General features: G+C 73.4%; 18 protein-coding genes and 5 tRNA genes. 14 read left to right on the forward strand and 9 right to left on the reverse strand.

Annotation, left to right across the window (positions count from 1 at the left end; all coding sequences use genetic code 11):
- The first annotated feature begins 56 nt into the window (after nucleotides 1-56).
- The 4 genes from OH804_RS19490 to OH804_RS19505 are packed head-to-tail and all read left to right on the forward strand — an operon-like array spanning nucleotide 57 to nucleotide 7,630.
- Nucleotides 57-989 carry an ABC transporter ATP-binding protein gene (locus OH804_RS19490; RefSeq protein WP_196921797.1) on the forward strand — a complete coding sequence of 311 codons (933 nt, stop codon included), beginning with the start codon at nucleotides 57-59 and terminating at the stop codon, nucleotides 987-989.
- A complete protein-coding gene (locus OH804_RS19495) occupies nucleotides 986-1,708 on the forward strand; it encodes an ABC transporter ATP-binding protein (protein WP_406058661.1) in 723 nt (240 codons plus the stop codon). Before OH804_RS19490 ends, OH804_RS19495 begins: the two co-directional genes overlap by 4 nt.
- A 7-nt stretch (nucleotides 1,709-1,715) precedes the next feature.
- A complete protein-coding gene (locus OH804_RS19500; RefSeq protein WP_406058663.1) occupies nucleotides 1,716-4,880 on the forward strand; it encodes a permease in 3,165 nt (1,054 codons plus the stop codon).
- Nucleotides 4,877-7,630 carry an FtsX-like permease family protein gene (locus tag OH804_RS19505; protein ID WP_406058665.1) on the forward strand — a complete coding sequence of 918 codons (2,754 nt, stop codon included), beginning with the start codon at nucleotides 4,877-4,879 and terminating at the stop codon, nucleotides 7,628-7,630. Before OH804_RS19500 ends, OH804_RS19505 begins: the two co-directional genes overlap by 4 nt.
- 112 nt (nucleotides 7,631-7,742) lie before the next feature.
- On the opposite strand, the gene OH804_RS19510 is transcribed toward OH804_RS19505, so the two are convergent.
- Nucleotides 7,743-7,817 (reverse strand) — tRNA-Val (locus tag OH804_RS19510).
- A gap of 26 nt (nucleotides 7,818-7,843) precedes the next feature.
- Nucleotides 7,844-7,916: transfer RNA gene (locus tag OH804_RS19515), tRNA-Gly, on the reverse strand.
- Between the two features lie 147 nt (nucleotides 7,917-8,063).
- Here OH804_RS19515 and OH804_RS19520 point away from each other — a divergent pair.
- A complete protein-coding gene (locus OH804_RS19520) occupies nucleotides 8,064-8,306 on the forward strand; it encodes a DUF6458 family protein (RefSeq protein WP_091400768.1) in 243 nt (80 codons plus the stop codon).
- Nucleotides 8,307-8,408: 102 nt separating this feature from the next.
- Here OH804_RS19520 and OH804_RS19525 read toward each other — a convergent pair whose 3' ends face one another.
- Nucleotides 8,409-9,224, reverse strand: a complete 816-nt coding sequence (locus OH804_RS19525; protein ID WP_406058667.1) for an isocitrate lyase/phosphoenolpyruvate mutase family protein — start codon at nucleotides 9,222-9,224, stop codon at nucleotides 8,409-8,411.
- A 70-nt stretch (nucleotides 9,225-9,294) separates the two neighbouring features.
- On the opposite strand from OH804_RS19525, the gene OH804_RS19530 reads away from it, so the two are divergent.
- Entirely contained in the window at nucleotides 9,295-10,275 is a 981-nt protein-coding gene (locus tag OH804_RS19530; protein ID WP_196921792.1) for a DUF5937 family protein, read from the forward strand.
- Nucleotides 10,276-10,327: 52 nt separating this feature from the next.
- Here OH804_RS19530 and OH804_RS19535 read toward each other — a convergent pair whose 3' ends face one another.
- Both OH804_RS19535 and OH804_RS19540 read right to left on the reverse strand, forming a co-directional pair.
- Nucleotides 10,328-11,284 carry an NADP-dependent oxidoreductase gene (locus OH804_RS19535; protein ID WP_196921791.1) on the reverse strand — a complete coding sequence of 319 codons (957 nt, stop codon included), beginning with the start codon at nucleotides 11,282-11,284 and terminating at the stop codon, nucleotides 10,328-10,330.
- 47 nt (nucleotides 11,285-11,331) lie between these two features.
- A complete protein-coding gene (locus OH804_RS19540) occupies nucleotides 11,332-11,913 on the reverse strand; it encodes a TetR/AcrR family transcriptional regulator (RefSeq protein ID WP_406058670.1) in 582 nt (193 codons plus the stop codon).
- A 117-nt stretch (nucleotides 11,914-12,030) separates the two neighbouring features.
- On the opposite strand from OH804_RS19540, the gene OH804_RS19545 reads away from it, so the two are divergent.
- Both OH804_RS19545 and OH804_RS19550 read left to right on the forward strand, forming a co-directional pair.
- Nucleotides 12,031-12,765, forward strand: a complete 735-nt coding sequence (locus OH804_RS19545; protein ID WP_406058673.1) for a GNAT family N-acetyltransferase — start codon at nucleotides 12,031-12,033, stop codon at nucleotides 12,763-12,765.
- 160 nt (nucleotides 12,766-12,925) lie between these two features.
- On the forward strand, nucleotides 12,926-13,408 hold the full coding sequence (locus tag OH804_RS19550) for a winged helix-turn-helix domain-containing protein (RefSeq protein WP_406066596.1): 483 nt from the start codon (nucleotides 12,926-12,928) through the stop codon (nucleotides 13,406-13,408).
- A gap of 64 nt (nucleotides 13,409-13,472) precedes the next feature.
- Here the strand turns inward: OH804_RS19550 and OH804_RS19555 are convergent.
- From OH804_RS19555 to OH804_RS19565, 3 genes are all read right to left on the reverse strand, one after another.
- Nucleotides 13,473-13,547, reverse strand: a tRNA-Val gene (locus OH804_RS19555).
- A gap of 13 nt (nucleotides 13,548-13,560) precedes the next feature.
- Nucleotides 13,561-13,631 (reverse strand) — tRNA-Cys (locus OH804_RS19560).
- Between the two features lie 34 nt (nucleotides 13,632-13,665).
- Nucleotides 13,666-13,738 (reverse strand) — tRNA-Gly (locus OH804_RS19565).
- Between the two features lie 421 nt (nucleotides 13,739-14,159).
- Between OH804_RS19565 and OH804_RS19570 the strand changes: the two genes are divergently transcribed.
- The 3 genes from OH804_RS19570 (at nucleotide 14,160) to OH804_RS19580 (ending at nucleotide 18,696) form a co-directional block, all read left to right on the forward strand.
- Nucleotides 14,160-14,762 carry a TetR/AcrR family transcriptional regulator gene (locus tag OH804_RS19570; RefSeq protein ID WP_196921788.1) on the forward strand — a complete coding sequence of 201 codons (603 nt, stop codon included), beginning with the start codon at nucleotides 14,160-14,162 and terminating at the stop codon, nucleotides 14,760-14,762.
- 101 nt (nucleotides 14,763-14,863) lie between these two features.
- Entirely contained in the window at nucleotides 14,864-15,445 is a 582-nt protein-coding gene (locus tag OH804_RS19575; protein WP_196921787.1) for a TIGR03086 family metal-binding protein, read from the forward strand.
- 320 nt (nucleotides 15,446-15,765) lie between these two features.
- Nucleotides 15,766-18,696, forward strand: coding sequence for a M36 family metallopeptidase (locus tag OH804_RS19580; RefSeq protein ID WP_406058676.1), 2,931 nt, complete (start codon nucleotides 15,766-15,768; stop codon nucleotides 18,694-18,696).
- A gap of 43 nt (nucleotides 18,697-18,739) precedes the next feature.
- On the opposite strand, the gene OH804_RS19585 is transcribed toward OH804_RS19580, so the two are convergent.
- Nucleotides 18,740-19,633 (reverse strand): hypothetical protein, encoded by an 894-nt coding sequence (locus tag OH804_RS19585; RefSeq protein WP_406058678.1) that lies wholly within the window; start codon nucleotides 19,631-19,633, stop codon nucleotides 18,740-18,742.
- A 150-nt stretch (nucleotides 19,634-19,783) separates the two neighbouring features.
- Here OH804_RS19585 and OH804_RS19590 point away from each other — a divergent pair, with 150 nt between their 5' ends.
- From OH804_RS19590 to OH804_RS19600, 3 genes are read left to right on the forward strand one after another with little or no spacing between them, the layout of a single operon-like run.
- Nucleotides 19,784-20,452, forward strand: coding sequence for a class I SAM-dependent methyltransferase (locus OH804_RS19590; protein ID WP_406058680.1), 669 nt, complete (start codon nucleotides 19,784-19,786; stop codon nucleotides 20,450-20,452).
- A gap of 9 nt (nucleotides 20,453-20,461) precedes the next feature.
- On the forward strand, nucleotides 20,462-21,652 hold the full coding sequence (locus OH804_RS19595; RefSeq protein ID WP_406058682.1) for a cytochrome P450: 1,191 nt from the start codon (nucleotides 20,462-20,464) through the stop codon (nucleotides 21,650-21,652).
- A 24-nt stretch (nucleotides 21,653-21,676) separates the two neighbouring features.
- Nucleotides 21,677-22,525, forward strand: a complete 849-nt coding sequence (locus OH804_RS19600; protein ID WP_406058684.1) for a polysaccharide deacetylase family protein — start codon at nucleotides 21,677-21,679, stop codon at nucleotides 22,523-22,525.
- Nucleotides 22,526-22,557: the final 32 nt, after the last annotated feature.

Genomic DNA, 22,557 nt, shown 5'->3' on the forward strand with positions numbered 1-22,557 from the left:
GGAAAGCCGCCCCGGGCATGGTCGACGAAGCCGCCGATTGCGAAACTGCTTCAATCATGTCCAGCTCACCGCTGTCCCTGCCGCAGCCATCCGCGCGGGCCCCCGAGTTCGGCCGGGACGCGCTCATCGTCTGCGAGAACCTGGTGCGGATCTACCAGACCGGTTCGATCGAGGTGCAGGCACTACAGGGGCTGGACCTGGCAGTGCAGAGCGGTGAGCTGGTCGCCGTCGTCGGCGCCTCCGGATCGGGCAAGTCGACGCTGCTCTCCATCCTGGCCGGCATCGACGCCCCCACCGCCGGGCGGGTCCGGGTCGACCGGTGGAATCTGCTGGCCATGTCCCGCGCCGACCGGGTGGACTACCGGCGGCACACCGTCGGGTTCGTACGGCAGCAGACGGCGAGCAACCTGATCCCCTACCTGACCGCACGGGAGATGGTGGACCTGCCGATGACGGCAGCCCGCACCGCTAAAAAGGAGCGCCGGGAGCGCGCGGCCGAACTGCTGGACAGCCTCGGTGTCGCCGACTGCGCCGATCGGCGCCCCGGGCAACTCTCCGGCGGGCAGCAGATGCGGGTCGCGATCGCTGTGGCGCTGGCCAACCAGCCGCGGGTCCTGCTCGCCGACGAGCCGACCGGCGAGCTGGACGCCGCCACGTCGGCTGAGGTCTTCGGCGTGCTGCGGGACGTCAACCGGCGCTACGGCGTCACAGTCGTCGTGGTGACCCACGATCCGGAGGTCAGCGGCCAGGTCGAACGGACCGTCGCGATCCGGGATGGGCGCACCAGCAGCGAGGTGCTGCGGCGCACCACCACCAACGCGGAGGGCGACACGCACATGACCGCCGAGGAGTACGCGGTGATGGACCGGGCCGGGCGGGTCCAGGTGCCCCGCGAGTTCCGCCAGGCGCTGGCGCTGACCCGACGGGTCCGGCTGGCCCTGGAACCCGACCACATCACGATCCACCCCGACTCGGGAAGCGGCGAATGAGCAACGAGCCGCTGCTCAGCGTGCGCGGTGTACACCGGCGCTTCCGCACCGGGCCGACAGTCGTCCACGCCCTGAACGGCGTGTCGTTCGACGTGGCCGCCGGTTCGATGGTGGCGCTCGTCGGCCGGTCCGGTTCGGGCAAGACCACCCTGCTCAACGTCATCGGCGGCCTGGACCGCGCGGACGCCGGCACCGTGCACGTCGACGGCACCGACGTCACAGCGCTCGACGAGGACGGCCTGTCCCGGCTGCGGCGCGAGAAGGTGTCGTACGTCTTCCAGAGCTTCGGGTTGATCCCGGTGCTGTCGGCCGCCGAGAACGTTGCGGCCCCGCTGCGGATGGCCCGCGTCGCCCCGGCCGAGCGCGAGCGGCGGGTCGAGTTGCTGCTGGAGCTGATCGGCCTGGCCGACCACGCCCGGCAGCGGCCGGCCGAGCTGTCCGGCGGCCAGCAGCAGCGGGTGGCGATCGCCCGCGCGCTGGCCGCCTCGCCCCAGCTTCTGCTCGCCGACGAGCCCACCGGGCAACTGGACGCCGAGACAGGCCTGTCGGTGATGGCCCTGCTGCGCGGGATAGTGGAATCCGAAGGCGTCACCGTCCTGGTGTCGACGCACGACGCGGTGATGATGGCCCTGGCCGACCGGGTGATCCGCATCCACGACGGGCACCTCGACGAGCAGGCGGCCGAGCAGCCGTACGCACCCGTGCCGGACGCCGGGTGACGCGACGATGAGGCTGGTCAGCCGGCGCGCCCGCGCGCAGTGGCCGTTGCTGGCAGCCCTCCTCGGGGTCGTCACGATCGGCGCGACAGTGCTGGGTACCTGCACCCTGCTGGTCACCCGCACCGCCGAGCGGGCGCTGGAGGTCGCCATGTCCCGCGCCGCCCCCGCCGCCGTCGACGTGACCGTCTACACCGGCGCCGTCGAGGGCCAGCACACGCCGTCCGTCGCCGCCGACACCCGCACCGTGGTGGCCTCCGCGCTCACACCGTTCCCGGCGACCACGACCGCACGGGCGTCCACGGTGCTGCGGGCGCTGCCGCCCGGGCTCGCCAAGGGCACCACTGTCCCGGCCCAGGCGTACCTGTCGGGGCTGGACGACCTGCCCACCCGCGGCGAGTTGGTCACCGGGCGCTGGCCACAGCACCCTGGCGACGCGGTGCTGCTGGAATCCACCGCACAACTGCTCGGCCTCACCCCCGGTCGCCGGGTGCGCCTCGGCGCCGAACTGGCCCACGCGCCCGTCCCGGCCATCGACGTGACAGTCGTCGGTGTCGTACGCCCCCTGCCGGGACGCGGCTGGGACCGCGACCCGCTCGCCGCGGCCGGCTCCGCCACCGGCTACCGGGACGGCCGCTTCATGCAGCCGGTCAACGCCTACGGCCCGTTCCTCGTCGACCTCGCCGACCTGGTCACCACCGGTGCCACAGTCGACCGGATGGAGGTCACCGCCCATCCGGACCTGTCCCAGCCCAACCGCCACGACCTGGAGACCGTGGCCGGGGCCATCCGCACCGCCGACCGCCGGCTGGCCGGCACCCTCGGCGACCGCGTCGGGCTCGCACGTGTCGCCTCCGACCTTCCGCTGACCCTGCGGTCCGCCGACGACCAACGGCAGGTCACCGCCGCCGTCGTGCTCGCCGTCGCCGTCCTCGGCGGTGTCCTGGCCGCGACGGCACTCGTCCTCGCCGGCCGGCTGACCACTGGCATACGCGCCGACGAGACCGCCCTGCGGTCCGCCCTGGGCACCAGCCGTCGCCAACTCGCCGCCACCGCGGCACTCGAGGCCGGGCTCGTCGCCGCCGTCGCCGCCGCGCTCGCGATACCGGCCTCGTCGGCTGTGCACGCCGGCTTGACCCACCTGCCGCCGATGGACGACGCCGGCCTGACCGTCCGGCCGGCCATCGCCGGTGCCCAGGTCCTCGCGGTCACCGTCGGCGCGCTGGTGCTCGCGGCTGTCCTCACCGTCCTGGCGATCCGGCCCGTCCCGGTCGCCGGCGACCAGCGCACCCGCCGCGAACTGCTGGCCCGATCCGGCGCCGACTTGATGCTCGCGGTGTTCGCCGCCGCCGGCTGGTGGCAGCTGTACGCGCAGCCCTCCACCGCCAGCCCACGCGCCGACACGGTTCGGGTGCTCGCGCCGGCGCTGCTGCTCACCGCGGGCGCCGCCCTGGCTCTCCGGGTGGTACTGCCGGCCCTTCGCGGCGCGGACCGGCTGGCGTACCGCGCCCGCGGGCTGGTCCTTCCGCTGGCGGTCTCCGAGACCGCCCGCCGGCCACAGGCGGTCGCCGCCGGGCTGCTCGTCGGACTGGCCTGCGCGGCCGGAACCTTCGGCCTCGCCTTCGACAACACGTGGCACCAGTCGCAACGCGACCAGGCCGCGCTCTCCGTCGGCACCGACCTGGCACTCACCCTCAGCACGGCGCCGGTGCCCGGAGAGGGCGCGCTCGTCGGCGCGGCCACCGCGGGGGCCGTGAGTCCGGTCCTCGACCGTGGTACCGCCGTCGGTCAGTGGCTCGGCGGCGCCGGCGATGCGCCGCGCCTGGTAGCCGTCGACACCACCCGCGCCGACGCGCTGCTGCGCGGGCGGCTGGACGGCGACCGCGGATGGGCGGACGTGGGCACCACGCTGGCGCCACGCACCCGGGTCACCGGCCTCGCCGTTCCGACCGGGGCCCCGCTCGTCCTGAGCGGGACAGCCGCCGGTGACACCCCGCTCGCCGTGACGCCCCGGCTGCTGCTGCAGGACACCACCGGTCTCCGGACGTCCTGCACCGGTCCCGCCGTACCGCTCGACGGTCAGGACTTTCGGCTGCCCGCCTGCGCGACGGCTGACGGGCAGCGCCTCGTCGCAGTCGCCCTGCCGATCACCTCCGACGCGGTCGGCCGACCCGTCGCCGTAGCCGTCACACTCACCGTGCCGTCCGCCGGGTCGGCGGAGAGGCCCACCGACGGATCGGATTGGACCGCCACGTCCGCGCCGCCGGTCCCGAGCAAGGTGAACGACCTGACCGTCACGGCGTCCGCCACGCCGACGGGAACCGCGCTGCGGATGGCCGCGACCGTCGACCTCGGCGGCGCCGACGACGCCGCCCGGACCCTCGTCGCCACCGCTTTCCCGGACCCGGGCCCGGTGCCCGTCGCCGTCTCCGCCCGCTTCGCCAGCGAGGTCGGCGCCCAGAGCGGCAGCCAGCTCAGCGTCACGGTCGGCACCACGCCCGTCCCGGTCGTCGTCGCCGAGGTCGTGCCGACCGTACCGTCCGCCCCGGGCGCCGTCGCCGTCCTGGCCGACCTGGACGCGCTGTCCCGGGCACGCGCCGTCATCGGCGACCTGACGTTCCCGGTCGACGCCTGGTGGGTCGGCCACCCAGCCGGTCCCGGTGCCGCCGAGCGGGCCACCGCCCTGCACCTGGGCACCGTCGCGACCCGCGAGGCGGAGACCGCCCGCCTCACCGGCGGCCCGCTGAGTGCCGGGGTGCCGGCCGCGCTCCGGCTCATCGTCCCGGCCGCGGCCCTGCTGCTGCTCGCCGGCGTCGTCCTGCACGTCACCGGTGATCTACAGGTCCGGGCCGTCGAGGTGACGCGGCTGCGCGGCCTGGGGATGTCCCGACGCGGCATCCGGGCCGTGCTGCTCGGCCAGCACGCCGGCGTTCTGCTGCCCCTGCTCGCGGCGGGCGCGGCCGTCGGCGCGCTCGCCACCCGCGTCGTCGCTCCCCTGCTCGTGCGCTCCGACACCGGCGCCGCGCCCGTTCCGGCCCCCCAGCCACACTGGCCGTGGCCAGCCGAGGCCGCACTGCTCGCCGTCCTGCTGGCCGGATGCATGCTGGCGGTCGCCGTCGTGGTCACCGTCCAGGTCCGCCGGGCCGACGCCGCGCACCTGAGGGTGTCGCCGTGAACAGGTGGCTGACCCGCCGGTGGCCGGCGCCGCACTGGCCCAGCATCCGCGGTCGAGGCCGTACCGACGCGGGGCCGCTGCTGCTCACCGCCGCCGTCATCGCGGCCGTCACGCTGCTCGCCGGGGCCGTGCCGGCGCTGCTCCGCGCCGCCGCCGACGACGCCGTCCAGGACACGGTCCGCCGCGCTGGCACCGACGCGAACGTCCTCGTCCATGCCAACTGGGAACGCGACGACGGGCCGACCGGCGGGCGGGTGCGGATGCCCGGCCTCGCCGAGGCCATAGACGACTTCCGCGCCCGGGCGACCGACGCGCTCGGGCCCGACCTGGACGCCGCGCTGCTCCCGCCCGTCGCCGCCGTCAACGGCCCGATCCTCAGCATCACCGGCGGCAGCGTGCCGCGTACCTTCCAGTTCACCTACCTGGCCGGTGACCTCGGCGGCCCGGACGTGACCTGGATCGCCGGCAGCCGGCCCGGCCCCGCCGTCTCCGACGAGTACGTCGAGACCCCCTACGACGGACCGCCCTGGCCGGTGCAGGTCGGCCTGTCCGAGGAGGACGCCACAGCACTCGACCTCGGCCCCGGCGACCGCATCCCGGTCAGCGACGGCCAGGGTCGCGACAAGGACGTCCGGATCAGCGGGATCTACCGACCCGCGGACAGCGCCGACCCAGCGTGGCGACTCGCCCCGGCGCTACTGCGCCCCGTACCCGGCGCCGACGGCGTGGGGACCACCCGGTTCGCCGGCCTGCTGTCGCGCGAGTCGTTACCGGACGCCCGGCTCGCCGTCGACGAGGACCAACTGCGGCGCACCGTCCACTTCGCACCCGTTCCCGACGCGCTCACCTGGGACGCCACCGCGGCGCTCGCCAGCCAGGTGGTCAAGCTCAAGGCGGCTTCCGGCTCATCAGGCGACCGCGAACAGTCCCTGCTGTGGGAGTCGCAACTCGACACCGCCCTGCGCGACGCCCGTACCCGGAACAGCGCCGCTTCCGCACAGGCCGCCGTCCTGCTCGCCGGGGTGCTGACCGCCACGGTACTGGTCCTGCTGCTCGCCGCCGACCTGCTGGTCCGCCGCCGTACCCCGGTGCTGAGCGCCGCCCGGCAGCGTGGGGCGGCGCTACCCGACCTCGGCGCGGAACTGATCATCGAGTCCACAGTGGTGTCCCTGTCGGCCGCCGCCGTCGGGCTCGCGCTCGCCCGCGCGGCCGCACCGGGCGTCTCCTGGACATGGGCCGTTCCCGTGGTCCTGGCCGGTGCCGTCGCCGGGCCGACGTTCGGCACCCTCACCGCCGCCCGCGCCAGCCGCGACCGGCGCCAACCCGCCAACCCGGCCGCTCGGCGCTGGATCCGGGCCACCGGCCAGTTGCGCCGCGCCGCCGTGGAGGCCGCTGTCCTGATCGCCGCGGTCGCCGCCTTCGTCACGCTGCACCAGCGCGGGCTCCTGCCCGTCGCCTCCGACGGCGACACCGGTGAGCTGACCGGAGACCTGATCCTGCCGATCAGCGCCCTCACTCTGGGCGCGCTCGTCGGCTCGCTCGTCCTGCTCCGGCTACTACCCCTCGGGGCACGGTTCGCGCTCCGACGGGCCCTGCGCTCGCGCCGCCCGCTGGCCGTGTTCAGTGCCGCCCAGGCGGCCACAACGGCCGGGCGCGCGCTGCCGCTGCTGGTTCTGGTCAGCACCACGGCGCTCGCGTCGTTCGCGCTCATCCTCGGCACCACAGTCACCCGGGGCCTGGCCGACGGCGCGTGGAGCACCGTCGGCGCCGACGCCCGCCTCGACGTCGGCGCCGACGCCGCCACGCCCGCACTCGCCGAACGCGTCGCCGCCGCACCGGGGGTAGAGCAGGTCGTCGTCGCGCAGGTCACCGACTCGGCACGCGTCTTCACCGAGTCGACACTGCTCACCCCACGGCTGGTCATCGTGGACACCGCCGCCTTCCAGCGCCTGCTGGCCAGCACTCCGCTGCCCGACGCGCCGGCGCTGGCCCGGCTCACGGCACCCGGTCCCGGCCCCGGGGACATCCCAGCGTTGGTCCGATCGAGCGACGGTGCTCTGCGGACCGGCACGCGGCTGCAACTACCCCGGGACGGCGCCCCGGCGATCCGTCTCGCCGCGGTCGGTACCGCTCCCTCCGTCGGCGGCGCCAACGACGTCGTCATGGTGGACGCCGCAGCCCTCGCCGAGGCCGGGCTGCCCGCCGTTCCGAACACCGTCTGGGTGACCGGTCCCGGCGCGGCGCGGGCCGTGTCGAACACCGGCGTCGCCGCCGACGTCGTGCTGCGCGCGGACGCCCTGCGGGCGCAGCGAGTGGCTCCGCTGACCGAAGGGCTACTACGACTGGCGTGGACGGCCGCCGCGGTGCTGCTGGCGCTGGGAGTGCTCGGCCTCACGCTCGCCGCAGCCGCCGGTGCGTCGGAGCGGTGGCAGACCCTGACCCGGCTGCGGACCCTCGGCCTGCGACCACGCGACGTCCGCTGGGTCGCTGCCGGAGAGCTGCTGCCGCCGGTCGTGGTCGCCGCGGTGTGCGGCCCGCTACTCGGGGCCCTGCTCGCGCGCCTGACGCTCGGCCCGCTCGACCTGCGGCTGCTCACCGGCCAGGGCGACGACCCGGCGACGGTCCTGCCGTGGTGGCTGCTGGGCCTGGCGAGCGTGGCGCTGCTGGCGGCGGCCGCCACCGTCGTACCTGTCGAGTCGGCGCTGCGGCGACGCGACCGGCTGAGCGAGGTACTCCGCGCCGGCGAGTGACGGGCCCGATGGCCAGGTGGCGCTCGACCGCATCGCCTCGGACGCCGAAGCAGAAAAGCCGAGGCCCGTTACCGGATATCCGGTAACGGGCCAGCCGATCAACTTGCATAGATGGTGGGCGATACTGGGTTTGAACCAGTGACCTCTTCCGTGTCAAGGAAGCGCGCTCCCACTGCGCCAATCGCCCGTGGCGGCCCCGTGGGGCGCATCGCGAGCGGACGACGGGATTCGAACCCGCGACCCTCACCTTGGCAAGGTGATGCGCTACCAGCTGCGCTACGTCCGCACGTCCCCGGCAAGCGCCGGCGACAGGTGAACTCTACCCGACGCCAAGATCGCTTGGCACGGCGCCCTCGTCGGTCGTGGTTGCGCTGGTCCCGGCCGGGGTACTGAAGGGTCCGACAGCGCACCACACCCCCTTAAGGAGGCTGTCGTGGGTATCGGCACCAGCATCTTCCTGATCGCGCTCGGCGCGATCCTCACCTTCGCACTGGACGCGAGCGTCGGCGGCATCAACCTCGACGTGGTCGGCTGGATCCTGATGGGCGCCGGCGTCCTCGGCCTGATCATGACCACGCTGATCTGGGGTCGCCGCCGCCAGGTGGTCACGACCACCGAGCAGCCGGTGGAGTACCGGCAGGTCGAGGAGCGGCGGGACATCGCGCCTCCGCTGTGACACGACCACTTCCATCGCTGGCGGAGCCGCCAGATCAACGTGATTCCGGGTCGGCCGCCTTCGGCGAGGCGGCCGACCCGTCTCACCCGCAGCCCGCACCGCTCACCGCATCAGCTCATTGAGCCTGCCGTAGTCGAGGGCGTCCGCCAACGCGCCGTACGTACCCGCGCCGAGCGCCTCGTCGGCCGCGCGGCGGGCAACCGCGTACGCGGCCTCGGCCACCGAGGAGCCGAGGCTCACCCGGGCCACCCCCAGCCGGGCCAACTCGTCCACCGTCGGCGCGCCCGGCCCGGCCAGCACGTTCAGCGGCGCCGGCACCGCCTGCACCAACACCCGGATGGTCACCGGGTCGACCACCCCCGGCACGAAGATGCCGTCTGCGCCAGCGGCGAGATAGGCGCGAGCCCGGGCCACGGTCTCGTCCACATCCCCGGCACCACTGAGAAACGTGTCGATCCGGGCGTTGACGAAGAGTGCCAGGCCCGCCGCGTCGGCCGCGCCCCGCACCGCGCCGATCCGGGCGCACTGGTCGGGCACGTCGCGCAGCGGCGGGCCGGCCCCCCGTCGGGCGTCCTCGACGTTCACTCCGACGGCGCCCGCGTCGATCACCGCTCGGGCGGTCACGCCCACCTCCGCCGGTGTCGCCCCGTACCCCGACTCGATGTCCGCGGTGACCGGCAGCGACACGGCGGCGGTGATCCGGCCGATCAGCTCGACGGCTACGTCGCGACCGAGGACGTCGCCGTCGGACGCCCCCAGGCTCCAGGCGACGCCAGCGCTTGTGGTGGCCACCGCGCGGACGCCGGCCGCCGCCACGATGCGGGCGCTCGCGGCATCCCAGGCGTTGACCAGGACCAGCGGCGACCCGGCGGTGTGCTGGGATCGGAACAGTTCAGCTCGGGTGTGGTGTTCGCTCACCCGGCAAGTCTCGGGTGACCCCGAGCCTGGCGATAATGTTTCAGTCCCAGCTAAATCCACCGGGGGTGCCGTGGTCGCCATCAGCCTGTCGGCGGGCGCTGTCGCCCGCGTCCGGTTCGCCGTCTCCTGCCTGTGGGAGGTGGTCGCGAGCGTCCGTGTGCTGCGCGACCCCGGCGACCATGCCGTCCATCTGCCCTGGGTACGCCGGGTCCGTCCACCGCTGCTGGACGCCGGGTTGGTCGGCCCGAACGGCGGGCTGCTCTGGCAGCTCGTTCCGGCCCCGCCCGGCTACCTGGCCGACTTCCTCACCCCGCCACACACCGGCCTCATCCCGGATCTGGCCGCCGAACTCGCCGCCCTGCGCGCCACCCCGGCCGCCACCGTGCGCGCGCACCTGGACCTGTACCCGGGTGAGCGCACTCCAGCGCTCGCCGCCCTGTACGCCGACCCGCCGGCCGGGCTGCGCCGGCTTTCCGAAGAGATCGAGGCGTACTGGCGGATCGCCCTGGCCCCGCACTGGCCCCGGCTGCGGCTGCTGCTCGACGCGGACGTCACTGCCCGCGCCCGCATCCTCGCCGAGGACGGCGCCGCGGTGCTCCTCAACGACCTGCATCGGCAGGTGCGGTGGGAGGATGACACCCTGCTCGTCGCCCAGCGGCACTGCCTGGCCCCGGACGTCACGGACGGCCCGGGCCTGGTGCTGGTTCCGTCCGTCTTCGTCTGGCCGTCGGTGCTGAGCGTGTCCGCCGGGGACGCGCCACAACTCGCCTATCCCGCCCGCGGGCTCGGCGCCGTCTGGGAGCGTCCGAACGGCGTGCCGGAAGCGTTGGCCGCCGTGATCGGTCGGGGGCGGGCACGGCTGCTCGCCGAGCTGACCTCGCCGGTCAGCACCACCGAGTTGGCCCGCCGTAGCGAGATGTCACCCGGCGGGGTCTCCCAACACCTCACCGCACTCCGCGCGGCCGGTCTGGTGGTGACCCACCGAAGGGGCCGGACGCTGCTCAGCGCCCGCACCGACCTCGCCGAGGCGCTGCTCTCCGCCAGCGGGTAGGCGTCGCGGCCGGCGAGTGGGCCAGCATGCCCCGGTGGTGCCGGCGGCGGAATCAGAACTCGATGACCAAACGGCCGCGCACCCCTCCGGCCTCCAGGAGCTGATGCGCCCGGGCCGCCTCCTCCGGCGGGAACCGGCCGGCGACCCGCAGGGTCAGCGCACCCTCCTCGGCAAGCCGCCGAAGCAGGTCGAGTTTGTCACGGCGGCCGTCGTACTCGTGCACGTACGCGGACACCATGTCGATCCTCCGCTGGTCGGCCTGCGCCCGCAGCACCGGATCCGGCCCGCCGCGCAGCAGCGCGACGGCACCACCCGCGCGCACCGCCGGCAGCAACGCCCCGCCGAGCAACGCGGCGTCGACAGCGGCGTCCACCCCGTCCGGGGCGTGCTCCCGGAAGCGGTCGGCGACATCGGGACCTCGGGTCACCGTCACGTCGGCGCCGAGCGCATTGACCAGTTCGATGTCGTCGGGCGCCGCGTCGGCCAACACCCGGTGCCCGGCGGCCTTGGCGAGCTGTACCGCGTACCCGCCGACGGCGCCGGCCGCTCCGGTCACCGCGAGGGTGCTGCCCGGTGGCAGCCGCAACTGGTCCAGGGCGTGCAGGGCGGTCAACCCGTTCAACGGCAGGGTGGCCGCCTCGGCGGGTGACACGCCCGCCGGCGCGGGCGCCACCCAGGTCTCCGGGAGCACTACCCACTCGGCGTACCCGCCGCCGGCCGCCCGGGTCGGATTGATCATGGCCATCACCGGGTCACCCGGGGCGAGAGCACCACTGGTCCCGGAACCCACCTCGTCGATGGTGCCGGCGATGTCCTGACCGGGCAGCAGCGGGTCGCCGCCGCGCAGTCGCACCGGCGTCATGCCGGCCCGGATCAGCGTGTCCGCGGGGTTGACCGCCGCGGCGCGTACCCGGATGCGGACCTCACCAGGGCCGGCGTGCGGCGTCGGAAGGTCGACCACCCGCAGCACCTCGGGCCCGCCGTAGCGCAGCAGTCCAACCGCTCTCATGCTCGACTCCTCATTCGGGGTGACCGGCCGACCACCGTGTCCGGCGGTCAGTCCAGGCAGGTGAGCGCGACTTCCGCGTAACGCGTCAGCGCTGCCCGGTCCGGGTTGATGGCACCCATCACCCGCAGACCCTGAAGACTGGTCACCAGGAAGCCGGCCAGGTCGGTGGCGCTGCGGTCGGTGGTGATCAGACCCCGCAACTGCGCCTCGGCGAGCAGGTCGTAGAGCGCCAACTCCAGGGACTGGGTGGTCGAGCGGAGCCGCTCGGCGACCCGCACATCCTGGTGCGCCCGTTCCATCGACGCTCCGACGATCAGGCAGGCGAGGTGCCGGCCGTCTCCGGTGATGTCGTCCACGGTGCCGATGAACACCTCACGGATGACCACTCGCGCGTCGTTGCCCGAGCGCAGCAGGTCGACCATCGGTGTGGCGTAGCGCTGCCGGTACAGGTCGAGCACCGCCAGGTAGAGGCCGTCCTTGCTGCCGAACGCGGCGTAGAGCGAGCCGCTGCCCAGGCCGGTCGCCTCGGAGAGGTCCCGCATGGAGGTGCCCTCGTACCCCTTGCTCCGGAACACGTCCATGGCAGCGTTGACCGCGGCGTCGAGGTCGAACTCACGGGTGCGGGCCATGGCTGAACGCTACCCGCTATCTGGAACGATCGACAAAGTACCGCCGGTCACAGCCGTCGAATCGAGCTGTTTCCGCTGGCCGAAGGGGTTGCCGGCCGCCGCGTTACGATCCAGATCATGGAGCCTCTCGACACGGTGCTGGCCGCGCACCGGGCGTACCTGCTCGGTTGGAACATCGGCGTCGCCGGGGGCCCGGACCTCCCGACCTACCGCAGTGAGGTGCCGCACGCACCCCTCAACGGCGTGCTGCGGGTCGCCGGGCGCACACCGCAGGACGCGCTCGCCGAGGCCCGAAAGCGCCTGCACGGCGTACCCCGAATCTGGTGGGTTGGCCCGGACAGTGACGCCGGCACCGCGGACGGCCTGGTCTCGCTCGGTGCGCTACAGGTCGCCCGGATGCCGATCATGACCGTGGGGGTCGGGGAGGTGTCCGATGCGCCGACTCCCGCCGGCGTGCGGATCGCCGAGACCGCCGATCTCGCCACGTTCGTCCCGGCGTATGCCCGGGTGTCCGGAATTCCGGCGGACGGCGTCGCGGCGACGATCGAACGGGAGAAGGCGTTCACCGGCGACGGCAGCGTGCTCCGGCTGGCCGGTCGCCTCGACGACGGCCGGGTCGTCGCAACGGCCGTCGCCTGGATCAGCCACGATGTGGTCACCCTCTACTTCGTCGGCACGCAGCCGGAGCAGCGACGCAGGGGAATCGGCGCGGCCATGACCAGGGCCGCCATCGAACTGGCCGGCGAACGGGGTGCCCGCACCGCCGCCCTCACCTCGTCGGCCGTCGGCGAGTCGGTCTACCGCGGCCTCGGCTTCCGGCCGGTGGGCGAGTTCCGCCTGTTGACCTTCTGAAGGCGATCGCGAGGCTGCCCGGCAACCAGACTGGATCACGGGTGACCACCCGACGGAAACCATTGACTACGGGGTTCAGACAGCGTTGTCTTTTACTGGCTCCTGGGGAGGTGCGACAGTGATCGACGATGTGTCCCTCGTGTTCTGCGTGACAGCTGACGTGTCGGTGCGCGAGCGGATGGTCCGGCGCCTGGACGGCCTCGGCACCCTGGTGATCTGCACCGACCTCGCGGAGTTGCAGGCGATGATCGGCGGACCGGTCATCAGCGGGCCGGCGCGACTCCCCTCCGCCGCCGCCTCCGCCCCCGCTCCGATCGCAGCCGCCCAGGCCGTCGGCGTCGCCGGCCAGATCAACCTCGGTGACCTCACCATCGACCCCCTCGACCACCGGGTGACGTGGCGCGGAGAACCGCTGGCCCTGACCCGACTCGAGCGCAACCTGCTCACCCAGCTCGCCACCGCACCGGTCGGCGTCTGGACGTACCAGAGGCTCTTCGAATCGGTCTGGGGATGCGCGTTCCTCGGCGACACGTCGATCCTGCACTCGGCCGTGAAGCGGTTACGTCGCAAACTGCATGCCGTCGACGACACCCTGCGCGTGCACACCGTCCGAGGCATCGGCTACCGGCTCAGCGTCGACTGACGACCGTCGCGCCACAAGCGAAACGGCTCGTCACCGGGTCTTCCGGTAACGAGCCGTTCTCCTCTGGTGGGCGATACTGGGTTTGAACCAGTGACCTCTTCCGTGTCAAGGAAGCGCGCTCCCACTGCGCCAATCGCCCGTGCTTGTTGCCGAGGTGGGGACGGGATTTGAACCCGCGTACACGGCTTTGCAGGCCGTTGCCTCGCCTCTCGGCCACCCCACCGAGGTTGCCCCCGTCATGCGTGGCGGCAGCTCCGAGCGGACGACGGGATTCGAACCCGCGACCCTCACCTTGGCAAGGTGATGCGCTACCAGCTGCGCTACGTCCGCACGCCCCCGGACGTTCCCGGGTGACGGATGAGAACTTTAGCCGAGCCGGTGTTTGACTGCCAACTCGGGGTCGCCTCGGCGCGTCCCCCGTGTTCGGCGGGACCGGAGCCGCCCCGGTCCGGCATGGCCGGAGCTGGGCCGGAGCCACTCCCGGCAGGCTTCCTAGGGGGCTGACCTGATATCCCGATCCAGCACGGACCGTCACACTCCGACATCACTAGGCAATGATCGTCATCACCGCGTCGCACGCCGGACCATCGACGCCTCCTCCCCCCGACACCGGGCGGCGGACCTCCACTAACAACCTTCGTGAAACGACCGAAGACACCCGAAGGAAGTGTCCGGCTTCCGACTGTCACCGCGCCGATCGGCGGGTGGCGGTAACTGTTCGTGTTCGGTCGGATGGGCTACGGTAACGGTCGTGACGAGACGTGCGGCCGAGATCCGCCTGGATGCCCTGCTGCGCACCGCCTGTGACGTGATCGTGGAGCGCGGTCTGGCCAACACCCGGACGGCGGACGTGGCGAATGCCGCGGGCGTGAGCCAGGCCTTGGTTTTCTACCACTTCGCCACCAAGGAGCGGTTGCTCGCACAAGCCTTCGCGTACGCGGTCGAGCAGGACCTGGCCCGACTGGACGTGGTGACCCGCTCCTCGGCCCCACCGCTGACCAAGCTCCGCCGAATCCTCAAGCTCTACACACCGGCCGGGCGGGCCACCTCCTGGTCGATGTGGATCGACGGCTGGTCCGAGTCGCTGCGTACTCCCGAGTTGGAGAAGGTCTCCCGCCGGCTCGACCTGCGCTGGCGGCAGGACCTGGCCGCGGTGATCACCGCCGGGGTGGCCGACGGCACCTTCCAGTGCGCCGACCCCGACGGGGCCGCCTGGCGGATCAGCGCGGTGATGGACGGCCTTGCCGTCCAACTCGCCGTGCACGACCGGGTGATCTCCCGCCGGCAGTTCGGCGAGTGGGTCCGGCTGGTCACCGCCCGAGAGCTCGGCCTGGACCCGGCCGACCTGGACTGAGCTGGGCCGAGTTGGGCCGAGCTGGGCAACCAGCACGATCCGCCGCACCAGGCCGGGCAAAACGGGCTCGGCCCGCCTCGCCGACCGGAACAATCGGCAGCATGGATCTACTGGAGGCGTACCGCCGGAGCCTGGCCGAGTTCATCGACCGGGTGGACCAGATCGAGCCCGGCCAGTGGTCCGACCCGACGCCCTGCTCGGACTGGGACGTCCGCACCCTGGTCAACCACGTGGTGACCGAGGACCGGTGGAGTGTGCCGCTGCTCGCCGGCCGGACCATCGACGAGGTCGGCGACCGGCTCGACGGTGACCAACTCGGCGCCGACCCGATCGCGACGGCGCGGGAAGCCGCCGCGCAGGCCGAGATCGCCGCCACCCACCCCGGCGCCATCGACCGAACCGTGCACCTCTCCAGCGGCGAAACCCCGGCCACCGAGTACCTCCGGCAACTCCTCGCCGAGCACCTCGTGCACGGGTGGGACGTGGCGGTGGCGATCGGCGCGCAGCCGCGGCTCGACCCGGACGCGGTGCACGCCGCCGCCCAGTGGTTCGCCGGCCAGATCGACGCCTACCAGCGCAACAACCTGGTCCACACCGGCGTACGGGTGCCCGACGACGCCGACGAGCAGGACCGCCTGCTGGCCTCGTTCGGCCGTGACCCCGACTGGGCGCCGAGCCACTGACCACGCACGGCGTGCCAAGCGACTGACCACACCGCGGCTGTCAGCTCCGCGCGGGTCCCGCCAGGCGGCCAGCTCGACGGGCCGATCGACATCGACGGCCACTGCCAACGTCCGCTCCAACATCCTGCGTCGACTCCGGCTGCCCTCCTGCTTTTACAAGCGTGGCTGTTTCGTAAAGTCGAGTTATCTCGATCTGTTGGTGTGGCGACGGCCCGGGACCTTGCCGCGACCTCGACGGACTGATATCCACAGATGCGCATGCGTCACCGCGCAGCGACGGTCGGCGATCGCCGGCCATCCCGCTCCCACGAGGAGGTCCCGTGCCACAACCGGAATGGTCACCCCCGATGAGCCGGCGTCGACGCCGGCTCATCGCCATCCTGGCGACAACGGCGACGGTCGCCGCGCTGCTCCCCACCGGCGTGAGCACCGCGGCCCCCACCGGTGGCGCGGCGTCCGCCGAGCGCCGGTCCGGGCCGTTCGCCGAGGGGCACGCACCCGCCGACGCCGACAACCGCACCGGTACGGCGGCACCTGACGCCCGCCAACGCGGCATGGCCCGCGCCGTCGACCCCGACGTCCGGTGGAATCGGCTCGGCACCCCACAGGCGCTCGGCCCCGGTCGCACCCCGCTGGCCAGCGGGCTGCCCGCCGACCCGGAGGCCGCGGCCCGCGCCTACCTGGCCGCCAACCGCGACCTGTTCGGCATGGACGCCGCCGCGGTGGCCAACATGGAACGAGTGCTGGTCCGGCCGATCGGCAGCGGCACAGTGGTCACCCTCCGGCAACGCTTCGGCGACCTGCCGGCCGGGCCGGACGGCCTCGTCACACTCGCGGTCGCCGACGGCGCGGTGCTCTCGGTCAGCTCCTCACTGGCCCGGAACACCGACGCACCAGCACCGGCCACCCGCACCGCCGAGCAGGCGTACGCCGCCGCGCTCGCCGACGCCAAGCTGACCGCCACCGCGGTGGCCAGCCACACCGTCCGGGCGGTGGCCGTGCCCACCCCGCTGGACGGGCCCCGCGCCGCCTACGAGGTGACAATGATCGGCGCGGACACCGAGCACCCGGCCGCGTTCACCAGCTACGTGGACGGCAGCACCGGGCAGGTGCTGGTCCGCGAGGACCTCGTCGACTACGACTCCGACAACCCGAGCTGGGCGGTCTTCCCGGCGACCCCGCCCCGCGACCTCGGCCCCGGGCAGGACCCCCGGGTGCGCTGGTGCGGTGACCCGGCCCCCGGCTGCCAGGCCGCCTTCCGCGACCCGGCCACCGGCCAACCCTGGGACGTCGACGCGGCCACCGGCACACCGACCTTCACCTCGCGCGGCAATTCGGCCAACACGGTGCTGTCCTGGGGCGCGAACACCCCGATCGTGCCGGCCCCCACCAGCCCGGAACGCCGTTACGAGTACCCCTTCACCGACCAGTGGCACCAGGCCCGGTGCAACCCGGGGGTGTTCACCTCCGCCCAGCGCAACGACGCGGACGCGTCGATCGCCAACCTCTTCGCCATGCACAACCGGATGCACGACTGGTCGTACCAGCTGGGCTTCACCGAGTCGTCGTGGAACCTCCAGGCGGTCAACCTCACCCCGTCCGGGCTGGGCGGGGACGCCGAGCAGGGCCGCGCCCAGCAGGGCGCGTTGAGCGGCAACCGGAACAACGCCAACCAGGGCACCCCGCGCGACGGGCTGCCGCCGACCACCAACATGTACCTCTGGCAGCCGCAGGCGGGCGGGCCGTACCCGCCGTGCGTGGACGGCGACTACGACATGACGGTGATCGGCCACGAGTACACCCACGCGATCACCAACCGGATGATCGCCGGCCCGGACAGCGGGATCGGCGGCCACCAGGGCGGAGCGATGGGTGAGTCGTGGGGCGACCTGCTCGCCGCCGAGTACCTCTTTCAGCACGGGCTGCGGGCTCCCGGCGAGACGCCCTTCATCACCGGCGGCTACGTCACCGGCAACCTGGTCAGCGGCATCCGCAACTACGACCTGAGCCGCAGCCCACTCAACTACTCCGACATCGGCTACAACACGGCCGGCCCGGCCGTGCACGCCGACGGGGAGATCTGGGGCGCCACCAACTTCCGGGTCCGCTCCGCCCTGGTCAAGCGGTACGGCCTCGGCACACCGCAACGGCAGCTCGACTGCGCACTGGGCAAGGTCGCGGCCGATCAGTGCCCGGGCAACCGGCGCTGGTCGCAGCTGGTCTTCGACTCGTTCCTGCTACAGGCCGCCAGTCAGGTCAGCATGCTCGACATGCGGGACAACATGCTCACCGCCGACCTGCTCCGCTTCGGCGGCGCGAACCAGGACCTGATCTGGGCCGAGTTCGCCCGCTCCGGCATGGGCCGGGACGCCGCCACCAACGGTGCCGGCGACACCGACCCGACGCCCAGTTTCGCCTCACCGAGTGGCGGCAACGCGACGCTGACCCTGCGCCCGCGCGGGGACAGCGCCGAAGCGCCGATCCGGGTGTACGTGGGGGCGTACGAGGCGCGGGCCGTGCCGGTGGCGGACACCGACCCGGCGACGCCGATCCCGGACACCGTGGAGATGGTGGCCGGCACGTACGACCTGCTCGCCGTGGCTCCCGGCTTCGGGCACCAGCGGCTCAGCGTGGTCGCCAAGGCCGGTCAGGACGGTTACGTCGACCTGCGGATGAGCCGCAACCTCGCCTCCACCGCGTCCGGCGCCACCATCACCGGCGACGGGGTCAACCTGGACCGGGTCGCCGACGACACCGAGGCGACGAACTGGGCCTCCCTGGACGGGGTCGCCGGCCGGCAGCTCACGGTGGCGCTGCCGGGGGACGCCCCGCAGACGGTCAAGCGGGTGAACGTCAGCGCGATGCTGCGCCCGGCGATCACCGGCGACGCCGACACCGGCGCCCAGAACGCGCTCAGTGCCCTGCGCTCGTTCGCGGTGTCCGCCTGCAACGCGACGACCACCGACTGCGCGGACCCGGCGCGCTGGCAGCGCATCTACACCAGCGCGGGGGACGCGTTCCCGGGCGGGGCGTACCGGGCGTACAGCCGGGACATCAACCTCCGGACGTTCGCGGTACCCACCACCCTCGCCACCCACCTGCGACTCGAGGTGCTGGCGAGCCAGTGCACCGGCGGCCCGCACTACGCGGGCGAGCAGGACGACGACCCGGCCACGACGACGGACTGTGCGACCGCCAGCCCGGCCCGGAGCCAGGTCAGGATCGCCGAGTTCCAGGCGTTCGCGAAGTGACACAGTGGGGCCGGCGGGTGTCCGCCGGCCCCACTGTCCTCGATCAGCGGTGCGCCCGGCGCCAGGGGTCGGCGGCGGCGGGACGCTCCCAGCGCCGGTCCACCGGGGGGTCGTGGTCAGCCTCGTCGGCGTCCCCGGCCGCGGCCCGGGTCAGCTGCCGCAGCCGCAGCAGCAGCCCCACCCCGAGGAAGAGCAGCAGCCCGCCGAGCAGGAACGCCGCCTGCACCACGCCGAACGCGCCGGACTGCGAGACCGGACGGTTGGCCGCCGGTGGCGCCGCGTCGGCCGGGTACTCCTCGACCGGCTCCTCGGTCGCCGCGCTCTCGTCCTCGGCGGGCGCACTCGCCGATTCGGTGGGCTCCGGTGGGGTCGCCGTCGGCTTCGGCGTACCGGTCGGCACGCCGCCCACCCCCACCACGGAGCGGGTGGCGGTCTGCCGGGCCAGCAGGCGCAGGTTGGCGTCGTACGCCTCGGCGGCGAGGGTGACCCGCCCCTCGGTGACGTCCTCGGCGAAGGCCACCCGGTAGCGGGCCGTGACCGTGCGGCCCGGGCAGAGCGTGCCCGGGTCGAGTTGCCGGTCGGTCAACCGGGCCACGTCACCCTCGGCACGGATCTCCAGCGGAAAGTCGCCGGTCTCCTCCACCCGGTCCATCTTCACCTGGTCGAGCCGGAGGCCCTGCACGCTGAGCACCATCGACCAGCGCACCTTCGCGCACCTGGCGCGTCGATCCGTCTGGGAGACCACCGCGGAGATCGTCCGCACCTGCTCGCCGGCCGTGAACCGTCCCGGCAGGCCGCTCATCTCGGTGGTGAAGGCCGCCTGTGCCGGGGCGGCCACCGCCAGCTCCACCCCGCTCAGACAGGCCAGCACCACCCCTGCCCTCAGCGCATACCGCCACACCGTCACCACCGCCGTCCTCCGTTCGGTCGCCTCCACCCCGCAACGCTAGAAGCGGGGCACCGGCCCGACCAGACGGGTGTGTTCGCACCGGACGGCAAGGACGGGGTGGGTTTTCACCGACCGTGGTGAACCGGTCACCGCTCCCCCGCGACACGCCGGGAGTCGGGCCGCTGGGAGAATCACGCCGTGTCCGAGCTCTCCAGCACCTTCGTCCGGCTGCACGCCCGGCTCGCCCCGGTCCCTTTCGTGCCCGAGGTACGGCTGCACCAGGCGGACGAGCCGATCGGGCTGTGGGAGCTGACCGAGGGCGAGTTCTCCAGCGACCGGCCGCCGCCGTTCTGGGCGTTCGCCTGGGCCGGTGGGCAGGCCCTCGCCCGCTACGTGACCGACCACCCGGAGCTGGTCGCCGGCCGCCGGGTGCTCGACCTGGCCTCCGGCTCCGGTCTGGTCGCCATCGCCGCCGCCCGCGCCGGCGCGGCGTCGGTGCGGGCCGTCGAGGTGGACGAGCTGGCGGTGGCGGCGGTCGCCCTCAACGCCGAGGCCAACGGGGTACGCGTCGACGCCGAGTTCGGCGACATCCTCGACGGCGACGCCGGGGACGCCGAGGTGGTGCTCGCCGGGGACGTCTTCTACAGCGATGCGATGGCCCGCCGGGTCCTGCGGTTCCTGCTGCGCGCCACCCGGGCCGGCGCGCCGGCGCTGGTCGGTGACCCCGGCCGGGCGTTCCTGCCCCGGGACCGCTTCGACGAGGTGGCCTCGTACGACGTGCCGGTGCCGGAGGCGCTGGAGAGCGTGCGGGTGAAGCGCACCACCGTCTGGCGGCTGCGGGCCGGGCTGCCGGGGGCCTCCGGCTAGCGTGTCCGGGTGCTGTTCCGCAGCTGGGCGCAGGTGGCTGACCCCGCATGGCCGGACGTGGCCCGGGTGCCGGACCACGTCGGCGGCACCCACCTGGTCGTGACCCGGCACGCGCTGGTCCGCCAGGTCCTCGCCGACCCGGTCACCTACCGGCCGGACAACGCGCTGGACGCGGTGACGCCGATGCCGGTGACCGCGCTGCGGGTCCTCGCCGGGCACCGGTTCCGGCTGCCGCCGACCCTGGCGAACAACTCGGGTGTCAGCCATCCGCAGATCCGGGCGATCGTGGCGGAGGCGTTGCACCCGGCCCGGGTCGCCGCGCAGCGGCAGTGGCTCACCGCGCTGGTCCGGGACCGGGTGGCCCGCATCGGCGCCGCGCTCGACGCCGGCGAACCGGTCGACCTGTACGCGGACCTCGCCGCCGACCTGCCGCTGCTGGTGCTGGCCCGGCTGGTCGAGCTGCCGGACGCGCCGGTCGGCGCGGTCAAGGAGTTCGCCCGCGCCGCGCTGGAGTTGTTCTGGGCGCCACTGGACGCCGACCGGCAGGTGGCGCTCGCCGCCGAGGTGGGCCGGTTCCACCGGGTACTGCGTGACTTCGCGGCCGTCGGTGGCGGGTTGGCCGCCGAACTGCGCGCGGCCGGGCACCCGCCGGACGTGGTGGTCGGCGCGCTCTTCTTCCTGTTGGTCGCCGGGCAGGAGACCACCTCGCAGTTCCTCACCCTGCTGCTGCACCGGCTGGCCGGCGAGCCCGCGGTACGGGCCGGGTTGCGCACCGGCGAGGTCGCGGTGGCTGACGTGGTGGAGGAGGGGTTGCGGCTGGAACCACCGATCGTCACCTGGCGGCGGGTGGCGACGACGGAGAGCACGCTGGGCGGCACGGCGGTGCCGGCGGGCAGCAGCCTGGTGCTGTGGTTGGGCCGCGCCGGCCGGGACCCGGCGGTCGTGGAGTCACCCGACGAGTTCCGTCCGGGCCAGCGTGGATCACGCCGACACCTGGCGTTCGGGGCGGGCGCGCACCGCTGCGTCGGTGACGTGCTGGCCCGGATGGAGGCGGCCGTGGTGGTGGCCGAGACCGCGCCGCTGCTGGACGGGGTGACAGTGGTCCGCCCGCCGTGGTGCCCGGACAATCTCACCTTCCGGATGCCGGACGCGTTCGTGGTCCGCCGCTCCCCCGGGGTCACCGGGCTGACCGGATCCTGACATCCGCTCGGTATGTTTCCGGGCGTGTCAGCCATCCCCACCCGCCGGATCCCTGCTGCCGTAACGCTTCTGGCCCTGCTGGCGTTGACTGCCTGCACAGTCGGTCCCAGCCATGCGGCCCACGCCCGGCAGGTCACCGCGGCTCAGCCGAGTCCGTCCGCCCCGGCGTCCACACCTTCGGCCGCGCCGTCCGCGACGGCGAAACCGGCGTTCAAGAGCCTGGCCTGGTACGTGTCGCAGGTGCCGACGTTTCCCGAGGCACCGCCGCCGCAGCCGATTCCGCTGACCGCTACCGGTTCGGCGGCGTTCTGGCACCGCCTGCCGACCGACCAGAAGGTCGCCTTCATCACCATCGACGACGGTGGGTTGGCCCGGCCTCCGGGGGTGATCGACTTCATCTGGGAGGCGCGTATCCCGGTCACCATGTTCCTCAACTCGCCGGCGGCGGCGGAGCACACCGACTACTTCCGGCAGATCGAGGCAGTGGGCGGGGTCGTGGAGAACCACACCATCAGCCACAACTCGCTGGCCGGCCGGTCGTACGACTACCAGAAGCAGGAGATCTGCGGTGCCGCGGACAAGCTGGAGGGGCTGTTCGGCAAGCGGCCCACCCTGTTCCGGCCACCGTTCGGCGAGCACGACAGCACCACGTTGCGGGCCGCGCACGACTGCGGCGCGAAGGCGGTCTTCCACTGGACCGAGACCGTCCACGAGGGGAAGGTGCGCTACCAGACCCCGGAGAAGGTGGTCCAACCCGGCGACGTGCTGCTGATGCACTTCCGACCGGCACTGATGGACGACCTGCTCGCGGCGTTGAAGGCGATCCACCGGGCCGGGCTCACCCCGGCACTGCTGGAGCAGTACGTACGGTGACCAGTCCGCCACCGGCCTGACGAAAGTCAGGG

The organism is Micromonospora sp. NBC_00860 (genome assembly GCF_045207375.1).
GTDB lineage: Bacteria > Actinomycetota > Actinomycetes > Mycobacteriales > Micromonosporaceae > Micromonospora > Micromonospora vinacea.